Annotated in this window: 20 protein-coding genes and 1 riboswitch; of the genes, 14 read left to right on the top strand and 6 right to left on the bottom strand. The window is 35.8% G+C overall.

Annotation, left to right across the window (positions count from 1 at the left end):
* Positions 1 to 27: 27 nt before the first annotated feature.
* The 5 genes from C8J95_RS01190 to argH all read left to right on the top strand — a co-directional run bounded on the left by C8J95_RS01190 (position 28) and on the right by argH (position 5,381).
* Entirely contained in the window at positions 28 to 1,158 is a 1,131-nt protein-coding gene (locus tag C8J95_RS01190; RefSeq protein WP_107807271.1) for an aspartate aminotransferase family protein, read from the top strand.
* Positions 1,151 to 2,101, top strand: a complete 951-nt coding sequence (locus C8J95_RS01185; protein ID WP_059156009.1) for an N-acetylornithine carbamoyltransferase — start codon at positions 1,151 to 1,153, stop codon at positions 2,099 to 2,101. The genes C8J95_RS01190 and C8J95_RS01185 overlap by 8 nt, the downstream gene beginning before the upstream one ends.
* Positions 2,102 to 2,165: 64 nt before the next feature.
* Positions 2,166 to 2,957 (top strand): acetylglutamate kinase, encoded by a 792-nt coding sequence (argB, locus tag C8J95_RS01180; protein ID WP_107807270.1) that lies wholly within the window; start codon positions 2,166 to 2,168, stop codon positions 2,955 to 2,957.
* The gene (locus C8J95_RS01175) at positions 2,935 to 4,020 is read left to right on the top strand and encodes a M20 family metallo-hydrolase (protein WP_107807269.1); all 1,086 of its coding nucleotides are present in this window, start codon (positions 2,935 to 2,937) and stop codon (positions 4,018 to 4,020) included. Before argB ends, C8J95_RS01175 begins: the two co-directional genes overlap by 23 nt.
* A 53-nt stretch (positions 4,021 to 4,073) precedes the next feature.
* A complete protein-coding gene (gene argH / locus C8J95_RS01170; protein WP_107807268.1) occupies positions 4,074 to 5,381 on the top strand; it encodes an argininosuccinate lyase in 1,308 nt (435 codons plus the stop codon).
* Here the strand turns inward: argH and C8J95_RS01165 are convergent.
* From C8J95_RS01165 to C8J95_RS01145, 5 genes are all read right to left on the bottom strand, one after another.
* On the bottom strand, positions 5,378 to 5,863 hold the full coding sequence (locus C8J95_RS01165; protein ID WP_009086825.1) for an Lrp/AsnC family transcriptional regulator: 486 nt from the start codon (positions 5,861 to 5,863) through the stop codon (positions 5,378 to 5,380). The genes argH and C8J95_RS01165 overlap by 4 nt on opposite strands.
* A 71-nt stretch (positions 5,864 to 5,934) precedes the next feature.
* Positions 5,935 to 8,139, bottom strand: coding sequence for an outer membrane beta-barrel protein (locus C8J95_RS01160; protein WP_107807267.1), 2,205 nt, complete (start codon positions 8,137 to 8,139; stop codon positions 5,935 to 5,937).
* A gap of 144 nt (positions 8,140 to 8,283) precedes the next feature.
* Positions 8,284 to 10,431 (bottom strand): outer membrane beta-barrel family protein, encoded by a 2,148-nt coding sequence (locus C8J95_RS01155; RefSeq protein WP_107807266.1) that lies wholly within the window; start codon positions 10,429 to 10,431, stop codon positions 8,284 to 8,286.
* Positions 10,432 to 10,513: 82 nt separating this feature from the next.
* Positions 10,514 to 12,640, bottom strand: coding sequence for an outer membrane beta-barrel family protein (locus C8J95_RS01150; RefSeq protein WP_107807265.1), 2,127 nt, complete (start codon positions 12,638 to 12,640; stop codon positions 10,514 to 10,516).
* Positions 12,641 to 12,678: 38 nt separating this feature from the next.
* Positions 12,679 to 13,512, bottom strand: a complete 834-nt coding sequence (locus C8J95_RS01145) for a DUF5694 domain-containing protein (RefSeq protein WP_107807264.1) — start codon at positions 13,510 to 13,512, stop codon at positions 12,679 to 12,681.
* 595 nt (positions 13,513 to 14,107) lie between these two features.
* Between C8J95_RS01145 and C8J95_RS18895 the strand changes: the two genes are divergently transcribed.
* From C8J95_RS18895 to C8J95_RS01115, 6 genes are all read left to right on the top strand, one after another.
* A complete protein-coding gene (locus C8J95_RS18895; RefSeq protein WP_255412696.1) occupies positions 14,108 to 14,728 on the top strand; it encodes a sensor histidine kinase in 621 nt (206 codons plus the stop codon).
* Between the two features lie 2 nt (positions 14,729 to 14,730).
* Complete coding sequence (locus tag C8J95_RS01135) at positions 14,731 to 15,417, top strand: LytTR family DNA-binding domain-containing protein (RefSeq protein ID WP_107807262.1); 687 nt, start codon at positions 14,731 to 14,733, stop codon at positions 15,415 to 15,417.
* Between the two features lie 51 nt (positions 15,418 to 15,468).
* Positions 15,469 to 16,020: an RNA polymerase sigma factor gene (locus tag C8J95_RS01130; protein ID WP_255412695.1), complete on the top strand. Its 552-nt coding sequence runs from the start codon at positions 15,469 to 15,471 to the stop codon at positions 16,018 to 16,020.
* 4 nt (positions 16,021 to 16,024) lie between these two features.
* Positions 16,025 to 16,363, top strand: a complete 339-nt coding sequence (locus C8J95_RS01125; RefSeq protein ID WP_107807260.1) for a hypothetical protein — start codon at positions 16,025 to 16,027, stop codon at positions 16,361 to 16,363.
* Positions 16,364 to 16,580: 217 nt separating this feature from the next.
* Entirely contained in the window at positions 16,581 to 16,874 is a 294-nt protein-coding gene (locus C8J95_RS01120) for a hypothetical protein (RefSeq protein WP_024568547.1), read from the top strand.
* 24 nt (positions 16,875 to 16,898) lie between these two features.
* A complete protein-coding gene (locus C8J95_RS01115) occupies positions 16,899 to 17,366 on the top strand; it encodes an Hsp20/alpha crystallin family protein (protein WP_107807259.1) in 468 nt (155 codons plus the stop codon).
* 86 nt (positions 17,367 to 17,452) lie between these two features.
* On the opposite strand, the gene C8J95_RS01110 is transcribed toward C8J95_RS01115, so the two are convergent.
* A complete protein-coding gene (locus tag C8J95_RS01110; RefSeq protein ID WP_034871711.1) occupies positions 17,453 to 19,717 on the bottom strand; it encodes an aconitate hydratase in 2,265 nt (754 codons plus the stop codon).
* A 164-nt stretch (positions 19,718 to 19,881) separates the two neighbouring features.
* On the opposite strand from C8J95_RS01110, the gene C8J95_RS01105 reads away from it, so the two are divergent.
* The 3 genes from C8J95_RS01105 (at position 19,882) to C8J95_RS01095 (ending at position 21,362) form a co-directional block, all read left to right on the top strand.
* Positions 19,882 to 20,196, top strand: coding sequence for a CD225/dispanin family protein (locus C8J95_RS01105; RefSeq protein WP_107807258.1), 315 nt, complete (start codon positions 19,882 to 19,884; stop codon positions 20,194 to 20,196).
* Entirely contained in the window at positions 20,187 to 20,573 is a 387-nt protein-coding gene (locus C8J95_RS01100) for a DUF2752 domain-containing protein (RefSeq protein WP_107807257.1), read from the top strand. The genes C8J95_RS01105 and C8J95_RS01100 overlap by 10 nt, the downstream gene beginning before the upstream one ends.
* Before the next feature lie 63 nt (positions 20,574 to 20,636).
* Complete coding sequence (locus C8J95_RS01095) at positions 20,637 to 21,362, top strand: WG repeat-containing protein (protein WP_107807256.1); 726 nt, start codon at positions 20,637 to 20,639, stop codon at positions 21,360 to 21,362.
* Positions 21,363 to 21,462: 100 nt separating this feature from the next.
* A riboswitch (TPP riboswitch) is annotated at positions 21,463 to 21,553 on the top strand.
* Positions 21,554 to 21,569: the final 16 nt, after the last annotated feature.

Genomic DNA, 21,569 nt, shown 5'->3' with positions numbered 1-21,569 from the left:
CATAATGTTCTGATAAAAACAACAAAAATGAATTTATTTGACGTATACAGCCTTTTCGATCTTACGCCGGTAAAAGCAGAAGCTTCTTATCTGTGGGACGATAAAGGTGAAAAATATTTAGATTTATATGGTGGACATGCCGTAATCTCAGTGGGACATTCACATCCACATTACATAAAAACAATTTCTGAACAATTACAGAACATTGGCTTTTACTCAAATTCAGTAAACATTCCGATTCAGGGTCAGGTAGCAGAATTATTAGGGAAATTAAGTGGTTACGATGATTATCAGTTATTTCTGTGTAATTCAGGTGCTGAGGCCAATGAAAATGCATTGAAACTGGCTTCTTTCCATAATGGCAAAAAGAAAGTAATAGCTTTCAGCAAAGCTTTCCATGGTCGTACCTCTGCTGCAGTAGCTGCTACAGATGATGCAAGTATTGTTGCACCTGTTAATGAAACGGATAACATATTGTTTGTAGAGTTCAATAATGAAGAAGCATTGGAAAAAGCCTTTGCTGAAAATGAAATATCATCTGTAATTATTGAAGGGATCCAGGGAGTCGGTGGAATTCAGATTCCAACAGATTCTTTCCTTCAGAAAATAGAGAAATTGTGTAAGGAGCATAATGCTGTTTTCATTCTGGATGAAATACAATCAGGATACGGAAGAACAGGTAAGTTCTTTGCACACCAGTTTTCCGGAGTAAAGCCAGATATTATTACAACGGCAAAAGGAATGGGAAATGGTTTTCCGGTAGCGGGAGTACTTATTTCTCCAAAAATAGAGGCTAAAAAAGGAATGCTGGGGACTACTTTTGGAGGGAACTATTTAGCGTGTGCTGCTTCTTTGGCTGTATTACAAATTCTGGAGAAAGAGAATCTTATTCAAAATGCTCAGGAAATGGGTGACTATCTTGTTGAGCAGGTAAAAGATTTGCCAAAAGTAAAAGAGGTTCGTAGTGTTGGGCTGATGACCGGAATAGAGTTGGAAATGCCATGTGCTGAGGTGCGTAACAACTTATTATGGAAACATAAGATTCTTACAGGAAACGCTTCTAACAAAAATACACTCAGAATTTTACCGTCATTAGCGGTTTCCAAAACGGAGATTGATCAATTTGTTAATGCTTTAAAAACGGAACTCAATGGCTAAATTACAGAAATTTACTTGCGTAGACGATGTCCCCAATCTGGAACAGGCGTTGCAGGAATGTATAGATATTAAAAATAATCCGCTGGGAACACCGGATTTTGGAAAAAACAAAACTGTAGGACTGGTTTTTCTTAACCCAAGCCTTCGTACGCGGATTAGCATGCAGAAAGCATGTCAGAATCTTGGTTTAAACTACATTATTATTAATGCAGGACAAGATGCATGGACATGGGAACTACATGATGGCGCTGTAATGGACGGAACTACTGTGGAGCATATTAAAGATGCTGCAAAAGTGTTAAGCGAATATTGTGATGTTATTGCTATTCGTTGTTTCCCCGCTTTCAAAGATAAAGAAGAAGATACACAGGATAAGGTATTGAATCAGTTTATTGAACACGCTACAGTTCCGATTATCTCTTTAGAATCGGCAACCCGGCATCCGCTGCAGAGTTTTACGGATATGCTGACTATAAAAGAGAACTGGAAAGAGGACAGAAAACCTAAGGTTGTACTAACCTGGGCACCTCACGTAAAATCTATTGCGCATTCAGTAGCGAACTCGTTCTGTGAGTGGGTAAAAGAAATAGATGCGGATGTAACGGTTACTTTCCCGGAAGGTTATGATCTGGATACAGAATATACTGATGGATTAACGATTACGAACGATCAGGATGAAGCATTAAAAGATGCGGATTTCATCTATGTAAAAAATTGGTCTTCATTCAGTGATTATGGAGCTACTCCGGAAGTAAAAGGAGACTGGTTGCTAACATTGGAAAAGCTGAAACAAACCAATAATGCTAAAGTAATGCATTGTCTTCCGGTAAGAAGAAATGTGGAGATTAGTGACGAGGTACTGGACAGCGAAAACGCATTAGTATATCAGCAGGCAGGAAATCGTTTGATTACTGCACAATGGGTACTGAAGAATATTTTATAATAAAGAAATCTCATAGGTTTCCAAAATCTATGAGGTTATAAATAACAAACCATAACAAGATTGTATGAAGCAGCCACTGCATATTATTAAAATCGGGGGAAACGTCATTGATAATCCGGAAAAGCTTTCTGCTTTTTTGAGAAACTTTTCGGGCATAAAAGAACCCAAGATTCTGATACATGGCGGTGGGAAAATAGCAACAGAGTTGGCAGTGAAAATGGAAATTCCGCAACAGATGATAGACGGGCGCAGAATTACGGATGCGGAGACGCTAAAGCTTATTACAATGGTTTATGGAGGGCTGATCAGCAAAAATATTGTGGCAGCCTTATCTGCAAACGGAGATACAGCTATAGGGCTGTCCGGAGCAGACGCTAATAGTGTATTGGCTAATAAAAGACCCGTTAATTCTATAGATTTTGGTTTTGTAGGAGACGTGGACACGGTTAATTTCGGAAATATTGATAAGATATTGCAGGCAGGATTTGTACCGGTTTTCTGTGCAATTACACATGATGGAAACGGGCAGTTGCTGAATACCAATGCAGATACCATGGCATCTGCAATTGCTACGGCTATGAGCGGAAATTACGAAAGCTTTTTGTATTATTGCTTCGAAAAGAAAGGCGTACTGGAGGATGTAGATAATGAAGAGTCTGTAGTTCCCGAAATCAACCCTTCTAATTATGAAAAACTAAAAGAAGAAGGCAAGATTTTTCAGGGAATGATACCGAAATTGGATAATGCATTTTCGGCAATACAGAAAGGAGTTAAAGCAGTATATATCTTACAGGCAGAAGACCTTTCTTCTTTAATTTTAACCAAAAAAGCTTATGGAACAAGGATTACTGCATAATGAAGTGGAAAATTTATATCAGGAGGTATTAGCACTCCTGAAGAGACTTATAGAAACACAATCTTTTAGCAAAGAAGAAGATCAGACGGCGCAGGTGATTGGAGATTTTCTTGAAGCTAAAGGAGTAACATATAATCGGGAGCAAAATAATATTTGGGCGAAGAATCTATACTTTGACGATGCCAAACCAACAATATTATTCAATTCCCATCACGATACGGTAAAGCCTAATCTTAGTTATACGAATGATCCGTTTAAGGCTATTGAAAAAGACGGAAAGCTTTATGGATTAGGAAGCAACGATGCTGGTGGACCATTAGTCTCTCTTATTGCTACTTTTCTTTATTTCTATGATAAGACAGATTTAAAGTATAATATTATTTTATCGGCAACAGCAGAAGAGGAAATTTCAGGTGTGAATGGTGTAGAATCAATTCTGAAACATTTAGGAAATCTGGAGTTTGCAATTGTTGGAGAGCCAACAGAAATGCAATTGGCAGTAGCTGAAAAAGGACTTTTGGTTTTGGATTGTGTAGCAAAAGGAACTCCATCGCATGCTGCTCACCCAAATAATGATAATGCCATTTATAACGCAATTGAAGATATTGAGTGGGTAAAAAACTATGAATTTCCGAAAGAATCACCATGGTTAGGAAAAGTTAAGATGACTACTACGGTGATTAATGCGGGATCCCTACACAACATGGTTCCGGATGAATGCAGATTTACGATAGATGTACGCGTTACAGATCAGTATACCAATCAGGAAGTATATGAAAAGATTAAAGCTAACCTGAAATCTGAAGTTAAGCCAAGGTCTCTTCGACTAAACTCATCGTCGATATCTGAAGGGCATCCAATTGTAAGGGCCGGATTAGAATTAGGAAGAACCTGCTATGGTTCGCCTACATCATCAGATCAGGCTGTAATACCATTTGCATCGCTAAAACTGGGACCAGGATTGTCTACCAGATCCCATAGTGCAGACGAGTATATATTCCTTCATGAAATAAAAGAAGGAATAGAACTATATATTAAAATTCTAGAAAAAATTATTTACTAAAAATGTCTTGTAAGGGTTTCAAGCCCTGACGAGGCCCTAAAAATATCCATTTTATGAAACTTTGGGATAAAAATATTGATGGCAAAGAAGCTGAACACGCTAAGATCATTGAAAAATTTACGGTTGGAAACGATCGTGATTTCGATTTGCTTTTGGCAGAATATGATATAAAAGGAAATCTTGCTCATGCCGAGATGTTATCCCGTGTTGGTCTGTTAGAAGAATCCGAATGGAAACTGGTAGAGAAAGAGCTTCTTATCATGCTGGAAGAAGTAAAGAAAGGTAATTTTACAATTGAAGATGGAGTAGAAGATGTACATTCTCAGGTAGAGTTTAACCTTACTCAGAAAATCGGAGATGCAGGCAAAAAGATTCATAGCGCAAGATCCCGTAACGATCAGGTTCTTGTTGATATTAAATTGTATCTGAAAGAAGAGATTAAGGAGATTGCAAAGCTGTCTGAAGAATTATTTGTAACACTACAGTCTTTAAGCGAAGCTCATAAGGATAAACTGATTCCGGGTTATACACATTTACAGATTGCAATGCCTTCTTCATTTGGGCTTTGGTTTGGGGCTTATGCAGAAGCTTTGACTGATGATCTGGAGTTATTGGTAGCAGCCTATAATGTATCTAATAAGAACCCTTTAGGATCGGCTGCAGGATATGGATCTTCTTTTCCAATTGACCGCGAATTTACAACGGAGAAATTAGATTTCGAAACTCTGAATTACAACGTTGTCTATGCTCAGATGACACGTGGGAAAACCGAGAAAATTCTGGCAATGGCAATGGCTAACCTTGCAGGTACGCTTAGTAAGTTCTCTTATGATGCATGCTTGTATATGAACCAGAACTTTGGATTCATTAGTTTCCCAGACTCTCTAACAACGGGAAGCTCTATTATGCCACATAAAAAGAATCCTGATGTATTTGAATTGGTAAGAGCAAAATCCAACAGAATTCAGTCTTTACCGAATGAATTAACCTTAATGATAAATAATCTGCCATCTGGTTACCACAGAGATTGGCAGCTTACAAAAGAAATTATTTTTCCGGGAATAGAGACTCTAAAAGACTGTCTCCAGATTTTAGACTTTATGCTGCAGCATATTGTAGTAAAAGACGGAATTCTAACTGATGAAAAGTATAAATACCTATTCAGTGTAGAAGCTGTAAACCGTGAAGTATTGAATGGATTGCCTTTCCGCGAGGCCTATAAAAAAATTGGCCTGGAGATCGAAAATAATCAATTCCAGGCCAGTACATCTGTAAATCATACGCACAAAGGCAGTATAGGTAATCTATCGACTGAAGAAATCAGAGAAAACTTTTATAAAGTTTTCAATAAACTTAATTAATAAAGTTCTTCCGGATGCGGAATTTTGAATGCCGTTTCCTTCTTCACCTCTGTCATTACAATACTACTGTGGTATTGCCCTATGTTTGGTAAGTTGGAAATGGTATCGATAATGAACTTGTTATAACTTTCAATATCTGTTGAAACAATCTTCAACATATAATCATAATTTCCAGAAACACTGATCGTTTCTATAATCTCGGGAATATCCTTAATAGCATCTTCAAATTTTAATAAAGCAAATTTAGACTGCTCTTTCAGGGTTACATTGCAATATGCTGCAACTTTTAAACCTACTCTCTGGCGGTCTACCAATGCAACATATTTGCTAATGATTCCTGCTTCCTCCATGTTTTTAATTCTTTCGTAAGTTGGTGTGAACGAAAGTTGTATACGGGAAGCTATTTCCTTGACGGATAGCTTTGCATCCTGCTGAAGGATATCTAAAATTTGTCGGTTCTTATCGTCGAGATTATATTTCATTTTGTATTTGAATTAAAATGAAAAGATAGTGATTTTATCTTTTATTAATCAAATTACCATCAGAAAAAATATTATTGTTTCATTATGCCCCCATTATCCTCTTTTGGAGCATCCTGATTCAACATATTCTGATCCACTTTTGCAAGTTTGTTTCTTGTAGGTATTTTATAATTAACGGAAATTCCAAAACTTCTAGTGTCATTTCTGTTATAGAGATAAATTGGATTTGGGCTGTTGACAGTTTTGAAATACATTCTGCTGCTGTTGAAAATGTCATTAGCATATAATGTTACCTGCAGTCTGTCATGATTGAATTTTTTGCTTAAAGTTAAATCAAGACGATTCATAATAGGAGTAGTGGATTGGAAAAAATAATAATTCCCTTTCGTAGAATACATTAATGTTGGTGAAAATTTGATTCCCTTAGGAAGAATAAATTGACCAGAAACATTAAAGAACCACATCCCCTTTTTATCCTGAATATCCTTGATGTCCTGGAACTGATATCCAGCATAGAGATATAGGAAGTTGATTTTATCCGGGTTGAAATTAAATTTCATAATTTCGCTCATTGGCTTGCTGAAAATCATAAATGGTAATGGCATTCCGACATTAAAACTATGCTGGGTAAGACTGCTGATGTTTACATTGGTCTGAGAAAGATTATAACCTTTTCTTTCTACATACATCATTACCTGATCTTTTACATGGCTTACGTTATAGCTGACGAAAGCATAATCGAATGCACTTATTTTTGCCTCGAAGTTGTCGTATATTGTAGGCTGTACATCTGGATTACCTGTAATCTCAACATTCGGAGATTGTAGTGTATTATTATTTGGATTTAGCTGTGATGTGCTTGGAAGAGAAATCTTTTTATTATAATTCAGGTTAAAATTTACAGATCTTGCAATATCATATTGTACACTTGCATTAGGAAATATTTTAAACTTTTTGAAAGGTGTTAAATTGTCCCACTTTGCAGTCTTATAATTCAATGAGGCTCCTGAAATGTCATAATCTTCAGCACGAGCTCCTACAACAAAGCTAAACTTCTTCAATTTTGCATTAACCTCAGCATAGGTGGATGCCGTTTGTCTTTGGTAGTCCAGATTTTTGATACCCATATTATCGGTAGTAAAGTCTACTTTCTCATATAAACCTCCAAAACTAATTTTACCTTCCTCCAATAGCTTAATTGGCTGTGAATAATCAACACGGAAGTTATAGAAGTTTTGCTTAGAGCTATTATAGCCTTCCTGATACGCAATAAAAGGTTGTGTAAAGTTATTAAACTGATCGAAATTAGATCTGAAGTTGGAGTAAGTCAGTTTAAAATCCAGTTTTTGGTTTTTGTCATTAAAACGCTTCTGGTATGTAGCAGCAACTTCATTTCTATAACTTTTATTTTTGCTTTTCCCTGTATTGGCATAAGATTTTGGAACAAGTTGAGGGTTGGCTTCGCTAGCAGGTAGTGAAGGGTCAAAATTTTCATTTTTATAAAGAGAGATCCCACTTCCGTTTAGAAGACCATCGTTGTTATTTTGATAAAAGTCGTAGTTTAGTAGTAATCTGTCTTTACCAAGATCAAAAGTCATTGCAGCTTTTGTAAAATATCCTCTGGCATATCTGTCAACGAAATTGTTGGATAAATCATCCATTTTGTTGCTGCTAAAACCTTCGGTGTAGGTTTGTCCGGCACTTAGCTGCCATCCAAATATTTTATTTCTGGAGTTAAGGGAAATACTATTATTGAATCGGCTTCTGAATTTGTCATAATTGGTAAAACGATAACCTCCGGAATAAGTAGCTGTAAGGTAGCTTTTAGCACTTTTACTGGTAATAATATTCAGAATAGCACCACCAGAAGTTGCCGGAAATTCTGCACCTGGTTGGGTAACTACTTCAATTCTTTCGATAGAATTAGCAGGCATTCCTTCCAAGAAAGCTGTTAAATCATTACTTGAGATATTAAGAGGGCGCCCATCCATAAACACAGCTAAAGGCTTTCCTTGATACATCATACCGGCAATATCGGTAACAACCATACCCGGAAGCTTTTTTATACCATCCAAAGATGAACCAGAATTTAGGCTGGGTTGTTCAGAGAAATCAAAAATTGTTCTATCAGCTTTTTGTTCTACTGCTTTTTTGGTTTTGGTCATGCTCACCCCCTGGATTTCCTTCTCTCTGGATTTCTCTTTTGAACCAGTTTCCTGGGCAAATGCAGAAATACTTAGAGCGAGCATTCCTAAAATAATAATTTTGTTTTTCATACTGTTATCTTACTTTTTATCAATATGACTTAAGAATTGCAGTATTGTTACAGCTGGGAATTGTTAAAGTTTATTAAAACTCAAGATTTGGTGGATAAAATGGCCTTCAAGGTATTTTTAGGAATACTGGTTTTATAGATTATTTTACATTCTGTTCAGTTCTTCAGTATTTCCGGACTGGCGATTGCTGGTTTTTATCTTATCATTACCGAATTTATAATTCAGAGAAACTCGGAAGCTTTGATTATCCCAGATGTTTCTGAAACTTTGTTTTACACCATTCATCATCTGATAACTATAACCGATTCCGTTAAATATATTGCTGCCAACAAGGCTTATTACTAGCTTTTTATCGAAGGCAAGATATTTAAAAGATATGTCAACAGTTGAATATGCTTTGCTTGTAAAATTATTATATACACCTCCAAAATCCTGAGTATAAGTAAGATTAAAGAAAGCAGTTTTCAGTTTGTTTAATGTAAAATCATTGCTTGTAGAGAAATCTGCGGTCCAGCCCTTATAACGTTCAGGTCCAATGCTAAGTTGAGTATTGCTGTGGCTAAGGTTGAAGGTGTTCATACTGGACCACCATTTCACAGGCTTCCATGTAAATGTTTCTGCCAAACCGAATGAATTAGCATCTACATAATTCATCCAGACAAAATTATTGTTCATAGTAGCAGGATCTATTAAAGAAGCCTGGCTGATTCCATTTTTCAGACTTGAGAAATAAACTCTGCTGTCCAAATTTTTGTAGGTAAAAGTAAGTTCAACATTGTCTGTGAAAGCCGGTTGTAAAAATGCGTTACCCTCATTATAACTATTGCTGTTGTTAATGGTTCTGAATGGATTCAGACTTTCATAAGAAGGACGGTTAATCCTTCTGGAGTAATTGAAACTGATGCTTGTTTTATCAGCAATAGAATACATCGCATATAACGTAGGGAATAGCTTGATGTAATTGTTTTTATGAGTATTATCCAATTCACGGGAATATCCAGTGGTCTGGGTTGCTTCCATTCGTAATCCTGCCTGTAAATCCCACTTGCCAATTTTTTTGCTTCCGGAAACATATAGAGCTTCGTTATTTTCTCTGTATCTGAAGTAATTAGAAATATTGGTGTCTGGTACCATTTCGTTGTTTACTTCTTTATAGGCAGCAATATCATTAGTGGTTTTCACAGTAGAAAAGCGGCCCCCAAAGCTCAGGTTTACAAATTTTAATGGAAGTTCTGTGTCAATTTTTGCTGAGAAATTCTGAATCTGACTTTCGGTATTGTTAAGCCCTATAAATTGGCTTCCCTGTACTATTTCGTTATTTGGTTTGTATGTGGCATAAGAAAATGGTCGATTTCCCGGACCATTATAATTTACATAATCCAGATCCATCGTAATTTTTTTTCCCAAAGTATCTAGTTTATATTCTGAATACAGGTTATAGATTTGTTGCTGGGATTTGACTCGTTGGAAAGATGACGTAGAGATATACTTTTGCAGTGCCCCAGCTGAATCATAAATATTTGAAAAACTTGGCGTTCCGCTGTTTTTAGTATCGAAAAGGCTTGCATTGAATTTGGTGCCCAGAGTTAACCTTTCTGTTACCTTATAATCCAGAGCTGCTTTTACTGCATAATAATTGTTTTTAAAATCTGTAATTCCGCGATTTTCCCAATGAGCATCCGGATAATAAAGATCGTTGTTCCAGTTTCTTAAAAATCTTCTGTCGCCTAAATCTATGGATGATTGTAGCGTTATTTTATCCTTCTGAAGGTTGAAGGCAGCATTGGAACGCCAAGTGTTTCGTCTCGATCTCTGATATGAAGAACCAACGTTGGCATTCCAGCTGTTAACTTTCATTTTTTTTGTAACAATATTGATTATTCCGCTGTTTCCTTCAGCACTATATTTAGCCGGTGGAGTGGTGATCACTTCAATTTTAGACAAATTTTCGGCACTAATACCTTCCAGATATCTACTAAGCTGCTCACCACTCATATAGACCTCTTTATCATCTATTAATACAAGGACTGTACTTTTTCCGACGATAGAGATGGCATCGTTATTTATTTTTACATTCGGAGTAGCTTTCAGGGCATCCAATGCAGTCCCACCGGCAGCGGCAACAGAATTACCGATATTAAAGATTAAGCGGTCCGGTTTTCTTTCAATCAGTTTTTTCTTTCCTTCCAGAACAACTGTTTCTACTGTTTTTACTTTAGTGGTATCCTGTACATTTTGCGAAAATGCTGCATATGAGATTAAAGTAGCGGCTAATATGTGTATCTTTTTCATGAGTATCGGTTTATAACTTTATATAAGACAATTCTAGATTTGTTTTTGTTACATTAACTATTTCCTTGTTTGAAGGGTAATGTTAATTTGCTCTGTTTTTTTCCTCGAATTTGATATCCTTCTGAGCTCCTTTTACTTTTGAGTTTCCGAAGGTGTAATTTACACTCAGGCGTAGTGTTCTGCCATCCCAATAATTATTGAAAGACTGCCTATTATCTGAGAAATATTTATCAGCACGGTATCTTTGTGCAAAAATGTTGGATACACTAGCATTGATCTGCAATTGCTTGTCCATTAGGGAAACTCTTATTCCGGAAGACAGGTCAGAAAAGTTCTTGAAATATGAGTTTACATTTTTATAAGGAAGGGTTTGATTGTAGTTTAGGAAGAATACAATTGTTTTCTTTGTATTTAGGGTGAAGGTATTGTTTGCAGAATAATTGAAGAACGTTCCACTCTTGGTTTCAGCTTGTATATTGAATACAGAAGAATTTTGTAATGTAGCCGTTGCAGAGATACTGGTTTCCCACCAAGGCAGAATCTTATCGGTATAGCTGGCATTCAGACCATAAAAATTATTGTTGTAATGATTTAGGTATGTGCTGCTTTCTTTAATACCATCAAGGGTAGCTACTTGTCCGAAAGCATTTGTTAATCTTAAATAATAAAGGCTTACAGATAATTTATTATTATAGGTGTATGCAAGTTCTGTATTGTTGATGTACGCAGGTTGCAATAATGGGTTTCCGGAAGAATAAGAGTTGATGTTACTGTACCAGCGGAAAGGATTCAGGTTGCTCATATCAGGGCGGTTAATTCTGCGGGAATAAGCAAGGCTAAAAGCATTTTTCCCTTCTTTATAAGCGACATATGCTGATGGGAACCATTGTCCATATACATATTTAGTACGTTTATTAGTTTCCGGAGCATAGCCATCTATGTGTGCATCTTCATAACGGATGCCGAATTTTGTTTCCCAATTTTTCCCGAAATTCTTAGCAAAACTAAAATAGGCAGCATAATTCTTTTCATCATACTCGAATAAGCTTGCCGTAGATTTATCATCTGGAGTATTATGATTGGTAATATCAATATAGCTTAAATTGGCTAAATTCCTGAATTGATTGAATTTTACTCCAGTTTCTATGGTTCCGAAAGAAAAAGGAAGTTCTAAATCTGCTTGCCCAGAGAAGACTTGTGGTTTTAATTTAGAAATGGTCTGTACGTTTTCGGTTGTCTGATCAGAAGCTTTGAAAGTGGAGAAATCTACAATTGTATTAGAGTTGTTTTCGTAATAATTTCCGGTAAAACTTAGTTTTTTACCTAATGTATCTAATTTTAAATCGTAGTAAACAGATAAGGTCTGCATTCGGTTTGTTTCACGATGTTTTGTTGGAGTGCTTAGCGTCTCTGTTGGTTGTTCTCCTTTAAAATAAGCTGTATTATTGAAAATATTCATATTTGGTGTCTGGCGGGTATAAAGGTAATTCAGCCCTATTTCTGAATTCTTACTAAGTTTATAGGAAAGGTTAAGACTTGGAGAAAATTCCTTCCACATATCTTTACGTACAGAGCGACTGTAACTTGATGTAGCGCCGATAATATCATAATTTTCTTCCGTACGTTTTGCAGTATTGGTATAATTGCCTTTCAGGCTCATGCTAAACTTTGAAGTCTGGTAATTGAGTGTAGCATTGCCTAATGCACCAGAATAAGTTCTCTGAACAAATGTTGAACCTACATTACCACTAAAACCCATGTTAGGATTCTTCTTCAGAACAATATTGATTATCCCACTGTTTCCCTGTGCTTCATATTTAGCCGGAGGAGTTGTAATCACTTCTACTTTAAGTATGTTTTCAGAACGAATGGTTTTTAAATAACTCATTAAAGCGTCCCCGGAAAGATTTAGCATACGGCCATTGATCATGACCGATACACTGCTTTTTCCAACAATTGATATAAGACCTTTATTTTCGTCTACCTTCATCATCGGTACATTGCCCAAAGTCTCCACGGCATCCATACCTTGTGAGGCCATCGATGCTTCAACATTGAAGACTAAACGGTCTGCTTTTCTTTCAATTAATTTTTTCTTTGCCTGAATAGTTACAGCTTTTACTGTTTGTACTTTAGTAGTATCCTGATTTTTCTGAGCGAATGATAAGCTGTATAATAAAGTTGCGATGAATATAGAGGCCTTTTTCATGGATATATTTTTATAGAGGATAGTTAATGGTTTAGTTTTTAGAAAATATTTTTCACTTCGATAAGATTAAACTGCGGATCATTTTTAATAAAATCATACATCATGGCTGCGTGCCCTGCTCCGACAATAATTACAATGTTTTTATCTTCTTTTTCGATTTGATTCTGGATGTAGGAATACATAATCAGATTTCTTTTATACCAATCAGCTACTAGCTGCGATCCATAAAAATCCGGAGCTTTATTTATTTTGTTGAAGTATGTGATGTACAATCCTTTATTCAGGGAGTATTGTTTTTCGGAATTAAGGCATTTGAAGGTCTTTTGCAGAGAACTCTCACTTATACAGCTATTCATGAAGTCGGATAGTTGTTTTACTTTTGATTCAAAGTCTGAGTAAGTTAGAGAAGGGTTAAGGCTCAGTTTAGATTTTAAAGCTCCAATATTCATTTGTGATTCATAATCCATGGAATATATTTTCTGGTTACCAGCTTCACGAGCTAATCTGAAACCGAACTGAAAGATCTCATTTTCACTAAGCATCCGTTTCTGAAAATTATTCTTCAATGTATCTGCTTTATAATAGGCTTTTCCTTGTTTGTATAAAGCATACATTTTATTCAGATTTTCTCTGTCTTCATATGGACTTTCTACAAAAACTTTATCCGGTCTGTATGTATTAGTAATTTTCTGTGTAATCTGGTTCAGGTTGCTCTGATTAGATTGTTCCAGAATATTTCTTTCTTTTACTTTTCCTGCGTCAAAGCCCGGGTTGTTGAAGTGATAAGTTCCGATAAGGATTACATTGATTTTTTCCTGGCTGAAACCTAAAGCTGAAAGGGTAATAAAAAAGAAAGTGATTATAGTTTTCATTGTTATATTTTATAATTAGTTGTTTTTTTGATCGTTTTGATATGCCAAAGGTATAATGTGTGAATGCCCTCTGAAATAGCATTTAGACGAAGCAGGGTATTTACGGGATGATTGTTTTTTTCGTCGATGAAAAAAGCAGGTTTGTCGAAAATGGCTATTGGAAAATGTTTTACTAGCATTAAATTTGAGCATGAAAAAGAACCAAATTATTTTTGTGCATGTCTTTTATTGGCTGCTGTTGTTGTTCAAATATGTTGTGACATATTTGAACAGTGAAGATTATCATATTAATCTTATCAATGTAACCCTTTTTACAGCCAATTTTCTTAGTTTTTATATTAACTATTTTTTTATTGCTCCCAAATTTTTTAACCCTAAACGCTTATATCTTAGTATTCTGGGATACTTTTTAGGTGTTGTTGTTTTTGTGTTTTTTAGATATTCTTTTGAAGAGGTTTTGTTACCAATCTTTGCAGGATTTAGAAATTACGCGGAAGGAACTAGTTTTGTTTTCTATTTTTACGATAATATTTATTATTCCGCTTTGTCCATTTTTGTTAGCACTAGTTTGTGGCTCTTTACATATTATTCGAAGTTGGAAAAAGAAAGGGTACAGCTTATAGAGGAAAAGAAGAATGCAGAACTCCAAGCATTGAAAACTCAGATAAATCCACACTTTATATTTAATTCACTTAATAATATTTACTCTTTGGTTTATCAGAATTCCGATAAGGCATTACCAGCGTTGGAAGAACTAAGCCAATTGTTGAGGTATAGTACAAAGGATCTGGAGAAGGACTTTATTCAGCTTGATAAAGAAGTAGGCTATATGGAGAGTCTGATTGCTTTGGAAAAACTTAGGATTAAAAATCCGGATCTGATATTATTCAATAAAAATCTCAAAAATCCGAAATTATTAATCTCACCAATGCTATTAGTTCCGTTTGTAGAAAATGCCTTTAAACATGGTGATATTAATGGTAAAGGAATGGAGTTGAAAGTGTCTGATGATAATAGCAGATTGTACTTTTATCTTAAAAATTCCAAAAAGCAGAGAATGAAAGATTTTTCATCCGGTATTGGTATTGCGAATGTGAGAAAGAGATTGCAATTAATCTATCCTGATAGACATTGGCTAGAAATTACAGAAACTGAAGATACTTTTATCGTAGATTTGAAAATTGAGCTGGATACAAATAAATCGGCGGTGTATTAAATATGGAGAAAATTAAATGTATTGTTGTAGACGATGAGCCTCTGGCAGTCTCTCTGTTGAGTAGCTATGTTCAGAAGGTTCCGTTTTTAGAGCTTGTTTTTAGTACAGAGAATCCTTTAGAAGCATTAGATTTTATTCAGAAAAATGAGACAGACCTGGCATTTTTAGATATTCAAATGCCGGAACTTACCGGTATTAATTTCATGGGAATTGCAGGTAATAAGCTAAAATATATCCTTACAACTGCCTACGCAGAATATGCTTTGGAGGGCTATGAGTATAATATAGTCGATTATTTATTAAAACCAGTTTCCTTCGACAGACTTTATAAAAGTGCGCTGAAGGCTCAGGAACGTTTTTCTAATAATGAATCTTCAGCAGGTCAGTATTTTTTTGTAAAATCTTCCGGTCAGCAGCACCGTATTAATTTTGATGAGGTATTGTATATTGAAAGCCTCAAGGATTATGTGAATATAAAAACAGAGCATCAGGAATATATAGTGCTGGATACTCTAAAGTCTTTTGAGCAACAGCTACCGGATACTTCTTTTATCAGGGTTCATAAATCTTATATCATTAATCTGGACAAGATAAAAACAGTCAACATTAAGTCTGCAAACCTTATCTCCGGAGGAGAAATTCCTATTGGTGAGAGCTATAAATTAAATTTTTTGAAAAAGTTAAAGTAATTTTGCTTTTGGTTCGTCTTCATAAATATGGACTTGCTATATTTGAATGAAATGGCTGAAAAAAAAACTGCTTCACTGTCAGAAGTCGTAAAGGATTACGGCTCACAATTGTTTCGCTTTATCAAAGGAAAAGTGAGCAAAACTGAGGATGCAGAAGATATTTTGCAGGAGGTCTGGTATCAGACCAGCCGTTTAACAAATATAGATGATCTGGAAAATGTTGGTGCCTGGCTGTATTCGGTAACCCGAAATAAGATTACCGATAATTACAGGAAAAAGAAAAATGATTCACTGGAAGACTACACTTATGAAGATGAAGACGGAAGTTTCAGCATTAAGGAAATTCTTTTAGCAGATGACTCCAACAATCCGGAATTAAAGATGTTTAAAGACATTTTCTGGGATGAACTAATGAAGGCTCTGGATGAATTACCGGATAACCAAAGGCGGGTATTTTTTCAGAATGAGGTTGAGGAAAGAACTTTGCAAGAGATTGCGGACGAAGAAGGTGAGAATCTAAAGACTATTATCAGCAGAAAAGGATATGCTGTAAAACACCTTCGCAAAAGATTAAAACATTTATACAACGAACTTAAGGACTAAGTATATGGATCGTAGATTTAGACATAGAAATAAGAAGAAATTTTGGTTGATCTTTCCGTTAATTATCGGATTGATATTTCTGCTAGTCTGGGTAGTACAATGGCTATGGAATTTATTATTACCAGAAATACTAGGGGTAAAAGCAATTACTTTCTGGCAGGCTTTCGGAATTATGGTACTTTGTAAGATTCTATTCGGTGGCTTCCATTTTAAAGGTCGTAGTGGCGGAAGAAATTTTAAAGAAAAAATGAAAAGACGAATGGAAGAGTTTTCAGATGAAGACAGGGAGCGCTTTCGTGAGGAATGGCAAAAACGGTTTGGAGACCGATGCCGATTTAAATAATAATGAAACCCGGAACTTTTAAGTTTCGGGTTTTTTATTTAAAGTCATTTACAGGGTTTATAATGTTTGCTGGATATTTTATTTGAATATCTTTTCTCCTGTTCTAGGGTATTTGGTGAATGAATTGAAATTATTTTCAAAAATTTTAAAGTAAAACAAATTCTTTATTCGTCTTCAATACAAAGGCCTTTATTATTAAACTTTAAAATCAAAAAAAATGAAAAACAAAATGCGTTATATATTGCCTAAACTGATCGGAATTACTGTGATCGCAGGTTTAGCAACACTGATTATAGGTATGGTTTTTAAATTACTTCTGGCCGTTACCTTAATCGCAGGAATAGGAACTCTGGTAGCTTCAAAATTCAGAAGAAGGAGAGAAAGATACTTTGAACCTTATCAGGAAAATCTGCCAATAGGCTTTAATCCTTCAAATAATAGTGAATTTGCTGTAAGACCAAACTATAGAAATTCAAGAACAGAAAATATCGCTATTATCCCAATTAACTAATTTATTAAACTAAAAAAAATAACAATGTATACAAGACATCATAACAACGAAGATTTTAGAAACAAAAAAGATTTCTGTAATGGAAAATTCGACCGCAAATTCGATAAATTCCGTGAAGGATTCTTCAATAGCAAACATCCGATGAAAGAAGTATTTGCTGAAAAAATTAGCAGTTTCAAACCCGTAAATATTTCTGAAAATGAAGAATATTATGCGCTTCAATTATTTGCTGCCGGACTGAAAAAAGAGGCTTTTAGTATAGCGCTAAAAGACCGGGTACTGACTATTTCGTACAAAGCAACTGAAGACAAGGAGAAAGCAAATTATATCTATCAGGAAGTATATGCTTCATCTTTTGAACGTTCTTTTAAGCTTAATGAGAAAGTTGCATCCGAAAATATTTCTGCTGGTTATGAAGATGGTATTCTTACCGTAATCCTGCCAAAGGATCCTGAAAATAACATCCCTGCACAAGAGATTAAAGTGAGTTAATTCCTTCAATCCATAATTCTATATTATTTCAAAGAAAAAGCCCCGCATTTGCGAGGCTTTTCTATTTCAATGAGAAATTAAATTAATTATTTCCCTTGTTGTTTGATTAGGTTAAGTGCAGATCCAGCTTTGAACCACTCGATTTGTCCTGCGTTGTAAGTATGGTTAGCAAGAATAATGTCTTTAGAACCATCAGCGTGGACAAACTCTAATGTCAACGGCTTACCTGGAGCAAACTGATCAAGATCTAAGAAGTTGATTGTATCATCTTCCTGGATTTTGTCATAATCTGCTTTGTCAGCAAAAGTTAATCCTAGCATACCTTGTTTTTTAAGGTTAGTCTCATGGATACGAGCGAAAGATTTAACTAATACAGCTCTTACACCTAAGTGACGAGGCTCCATAGCAGCGTGCTCTCTTGAAGAACCTTCACCGTAGTTTTCATCACCAACAACAATCGTTGGAACTCCGGCAGCTTTGTAAGATCTTGCAGATGCAGGAACTTCCATATGCTCACCGTTTAATTCATTCTTCACGTTGTTAGTTTCCATGTTGTAAGCATTAACAGCTCCGATCAACATGTTGTTAGAAATATTATCTAAGTGACCTCTGTACTTCAGCCATGGACCTGCCATAGAGATGTGGTCAGTTGTACACTTACCAAATGCTTTGATCAATAATTTAGCACCTGTAATGTTTTTACCATCCCAAGGTGTAAACTCTTCTAATAACTGAAGTCTGTCAGATGTAGGAGCTACAATAACCTCAACATTTGAACCATCTTCAGCAGGAGCGATATAGCCAGCATCTTCAACGTCGAAACCTTTAATCGGTAATTCATAACCTTGAGGTTCGTCTAGAAGAACTTCAACACCATCCTTGTTAACTAATTTGTCTGTTCTTGGATCGAAATCTAGTTTCCCAGCGATAGCAAGTGCAGTTACCAATTCAGGAGAACCTACGAATGCATAAGTATTTGGGTTACCATCTGCTCTCTTAGAGAAGTTTCTGTTGAAAGAGTGAACGATTGTGTTTTTCTCTTGTTTTTCTGAACCTTCACGAGCCCATTGACCGATACATGGTCCACAAGCGTTAGCGAATACTTTACCACCAATTTGAGCAAAAGTATCTAGGAAACCATCTCTTTCTACTGTATATCTTACTAATTCGGATCCCGGAGTAATAGTGTATTCAGCAGCAGTTACCAAGTTTTTGTCAATTGCCTGCTTAGCGATAGAAGCAGCTCTTGAGATATCCTCGTAAGAAGAGTTTGTACAAGAACCGATCAAACCAACCTCAACTTTAGTTGGCCATCCGTTTTTCTCAGCAAGTTCTTTCATCTGAGAAATTGGAGTATATAAATCCGGAGTGAAAGGACCGTTTAATGCCGGCTCTAATTCATCCAGATTGATTTCAATAACCTGATCGAAGTATTTAGCAGGATCTGCATAAACTTCTTTATCAGCTTTTAAGTTATCAGCGATAGCTTCAGCACCTGCAGCAACAGCTTCTCTTCCTGTAGCTCTTAGGTATTTAGCCATGTTCTTATCGAATTCAAAGATAGAAGTTGTTGCTCCGATCTCTGCACCCATGTTACAGATTGTACCTTTACCAGTACAAGAAAGTGATTCAGCACCTTCTCCGAAGTATTCTACGATAGCACCAGTACCTCCTTTTACAGTAAGGATACCAGCAACTTTCAGAATTACATCTTTAGGAGAGCACCATCCGCTAAGTTTACCGGTTAATTTTACACCGATCATTTTAGGGAATTTAAGCTCCCATGCCATTCCTGCCATTACGTCCACAGCATCTGCACCACCAACACCAATAGCAACCATACCTAAACCACCTGCATTTACAGTGTGAGAGTCGGTACCAATCATCATTCCTCCAGGGAATGCATAATTTTCTAAAACTACCTGGTGAATAATACCAGCTCCCGGCTTCCAGAATCCAATACCATATTTGTTGGAAACTGACTGAAGGAATTGATAAACTTCGTTGTTTTTATTTTCTGCTTCTTGAAGGTCTTTGTCTGCTCCAACTCTAGCCTGGATAAGGTGGTCTGCATGTACCGTAGAAGGAACTGCAACCTTCTTCTTTCCAGCCTGCATAAATTGTAATAAAGCCATCTGTGCTGTAGCGTCCTGCATAGCAACTCTATCCGGAGCGAAATCTACATAAGATTCTCCGCGTTTGAAAGCTTCTGGCTGTTGAGTGGAAAATAAGTGGGAACATAAAATTTTCTCTGAATAAGTAAGAGGTCTTCCCATAAACTCTCTTGCTGCGTTTACTCTGTTGTCGAAATCAGAATAAACTTTTTTGATCATATCCAAATCAAAGGTCATATGCTACAAAGTTTTATTCGTTAGTAAATCACACATTTGGTGTGAAAAAGTATACAAAAATACGAATTTTATACGGGCTTTTAAGGTGAATCTTATTTAGATTGGTTATAAATATAGTGTAAATTGTCTGTTTTGCATTATATTTACGCTGAATTAAAATTGCTATGGAACACATTGATGATACCTCTATAATGACTCCTAATCCACAACAAAGCTTTCCTCCGAAAACATGGCTGGTTGAGTCTGTATTGGTTACTGTATTTTGCTGCCAGATCCTTGGAATTATAGGAATAGTTAATGCCGCTTCGGTGGAATCTAAATTCTACAGAGGCGATGTTTTAGGTGCCCAGAAAGCATCGAAACTGGCAAAGCAAATGGTAATATGGTCTGTGATTTCATGGTTTATTATCGTTGCAATTGTAGTGGCGTTTTATGTCTTCGCAATTGTACTTTCTACTACAACAGGTGAATGGAAATAATAAAAAAGTATAAGTTCCTCTCTGTAGTCGTGCTGCTTTTGCTGTGCGGAGGGGGAGTTTATATCTTTTACCAATATAATCCTGAAACTTCAGGATTCTTTTTACAATGTCCGTTTAAATTACTGACGGGATATGACTGTCCGGGATGTGGATCGCAAAGGGCTTTACATGCTTTACTACATGGAGATGTAAACGGGGCTTTTGCTTATAATCCTTTATTTATCATAGCAATTCCGTATGTTATTGTAGGCCTTATCTTTAATCAGGATAAAGTGAAAATCAAATATCCAAAGCTTAGAAAAGCTCTGTTCGGGCAAAAAGCCATTTATATTATCCTTTTTGTTGTTATTGCTTTCTGGCTTCTGAGGAACCTATAAAAAATCTTAAAAATTTGCCCGACGGAAGAAGTTTTCTCAAATTTGTGAGTAAACACAACGCAAATGAATAAAATATTTGCTGTAACAATTTTGTTTTTTTCTTGCAGTATAATTGCTTACGGACAACAGAATAAGGTTGTACAGGCTACTTCCGATAAGAATGATATTCCTGATCTGATCCCGGTTTTCAGAAACGGAAAGTATGGTTATATCAGTACTACAGGAAGGCTTATGATTCCTCCAAAATTTAATCTGGCTTTATTCTTTACCGAAGATTGCAATCTTACACAGTCGCCAAATGAGAAAATTAGGCTGTATGGTAAACAGAATTATGCTACAGTAGAGATAGATAAAGTTGCTTATCGGATCGACAAAACAGGTAAAGCTTTATACCGATATAAGAGTGAAGATTTGGGGCGCTGCAAAAAAGATTTTCAGATGCCTGCATTTACGATCTACAAGAATGGGGAGAATTATGGGCTCGTAAAAAAAGATCTTCAGGGTGCTGCCGATTTATCGCAGGTTTATATAATACCGCAATATCAGTATTTGTTTGTTATGGATTCCGATGATCAGGAGAATCCGATGATTATTGCAATAAAGAATGATAAATTTGGGGTTGTAGATAAAAATAACAGAGTTGTTATTGGATTTGAATATGAAGATATCAAGAAGAATATGTCATGGAAAGAAGCTCATTTATTTGAGGTAAGCCAAGACGGAAAGAAATACTTCTTTATGGACAAAGCATCTAATAAATATCAGATTAAAACACGAGGCCAGAATTAGAAATTGATAAATACTAATTATTTTGTAAATGAATAAGTTAAATGATTAATATTCCGTTGTGTTAAAATTTTTTAATATCAGAAATTTGCTTTAGCTTTGTTCCCGGAAAAAGGGGTGCCTCTAGGAGGCTGAGATTATACCCTATGAACCTGGGCGGGTAATGCTGCCAAGGGAAACTAAGTAAAAATGACCAGGTCATTTTAGGCG

Origin of the sequence: Elizabethkingia sp. YR214 (assembly GCF_003058195.1) — a bacterium.
Classification (GTDB): domain Bacteria; phylum Bacteroidota; class Bacteroidia; order Flavobacteriales; family Weeksellaceae; genus Elizabethkingia.
The sequence above is the reverse complement of the archived record's forward strand: the minus strand, read 5'-3'. Positions and strand labels throughout refer to the sequence as shown.

Bases quoted from the DNA above. Each gene is read 5' to 3' on its own strand.
- argB (WP_107807270.1), top strand. From the start codon at position 2,166: ATGAAGCAGCCACTGCATATTATTAAAATCGGGGGAAACGTCATTGAT.
- C8J95_RS01120 (WP_024568547.1), top strand. From the start codon at position 16,581: ATGAAAAACAAAATGCGTTATATATTGCCTAAACTGATCGGAATTACT.
- C8J95_RS01095 (WP_107807256.1), top strand. From the start codon at position 20,637: ATGAATAAAATATTTGCTGTAACAATTTTGTTTTTTTCTTGCAGTATA.
- C8J95_RS01110 (WP_034871711.1), bottom strand. From the start codon at position 19,717: ATGACCTTTGATTTGGATATGATCAAAAAAGTTTATTCTGATTTCGAC.
- C8J95_RS01130 (WP_255412695.1), top strand. From the start codon at position 15,469: ATGGCTGAAAAAAAAACTGCTTCACTGTCAGAAGTCGTAAAGGATTAC.
- C8J95_RS01145 (WP_107807264.1), bottom strand. From the start codon at position 13,512: ATGAAAACTATAATCACTTTCTTTTTTATTACCCTTTCAGCTTTAGGT.
- C8J95_RS01190 (WP_107807271.1), top strand. From the start codon at position 28: ATGAATTTATTTGACGTATACAGCCTTTTCGATCTTACGCCGGTAAAA.
- C8J95_RS01160 (WP_107807267.1), bottom strand. From the start codon at position 8,139: ATGAAAAACAAAATTATTATTTTAGGAATGCTCGCTCTAAGTATTTCT.
- C8J95_RS01100 (WP_107807257.1), top strand. From the start codon at position 20,187: ATGGAAATAATAAAAAAGTATAAGTTCCTCTCTGTAGTCGTGCTGCTT.
- C8J95_RS01175 (WP_107807269.1), top strand. From the start codon at position 2,935: ATGGAACAAGGATTACTGCATAATGAAGTGGAAAATTTATATCAGGAG.
- C8J95_RS01125 (WP_107807260.1), top strand. From the start codon at position 16,025: ATGGATCGTAGATTTAGACATAGAAATAAGAAGAAATTTTGGTTGATC.
- C8J95_RS01135 (WP_107807262.1), top strand. From the start codon at position 14,731: ATGGAGAAAATTAAATGTATTGTTGTAGACGATGAGCCTCTGGCAGTC.
- C8J95_RS01155 (WP_107807266.1), bottom strand. From the start codon at position 10,431: ATGAAAAAGATACACATATTAGCCGCTACTTTAATCTCATATGCAGCA.
- C8J95_RS01165 (WP_009086825.1), bottom strand. From the start codon at position 5,863: ATGAAATATAATCTCGACGATAAGAACCGACAAATTTTAGATATCCTT.
- C8J95_RS01115 (WP_107807259.1), top strand. From the start codon at position 16,899: ATGTATACAAGACATCATAACAACGAAGATTTTAGAAACAAAAAAGAT.
- C8J95_RS01185 (WP_059156009.1), top strand. From the start codon at position 1,151: ATGGCTAAATTACAGAAATTTACTTGCGTAGACGATGTCCCCAATCTG.
- argH (WP_107807268.1), top strand. From the start codon at position 4,074: ATGAAACTTTGGGATAAAAATATTGATGGCAAAGAAGCTGAACACGCT.
- C8J95_RS01150 (WP_107807265.1), bottom strand. From the start codon at position 12,640: ATGAAAAAGGCCTCTATATTCATCGCAACTTTATTATACAGCTTATCA.
- C8J95_RS01105 (WP_107807258.1), top strand. From the start codon at position 19,882: ATGGAACACATTGATGATACCTCTATAATGACTCCTAATCCACAACAA.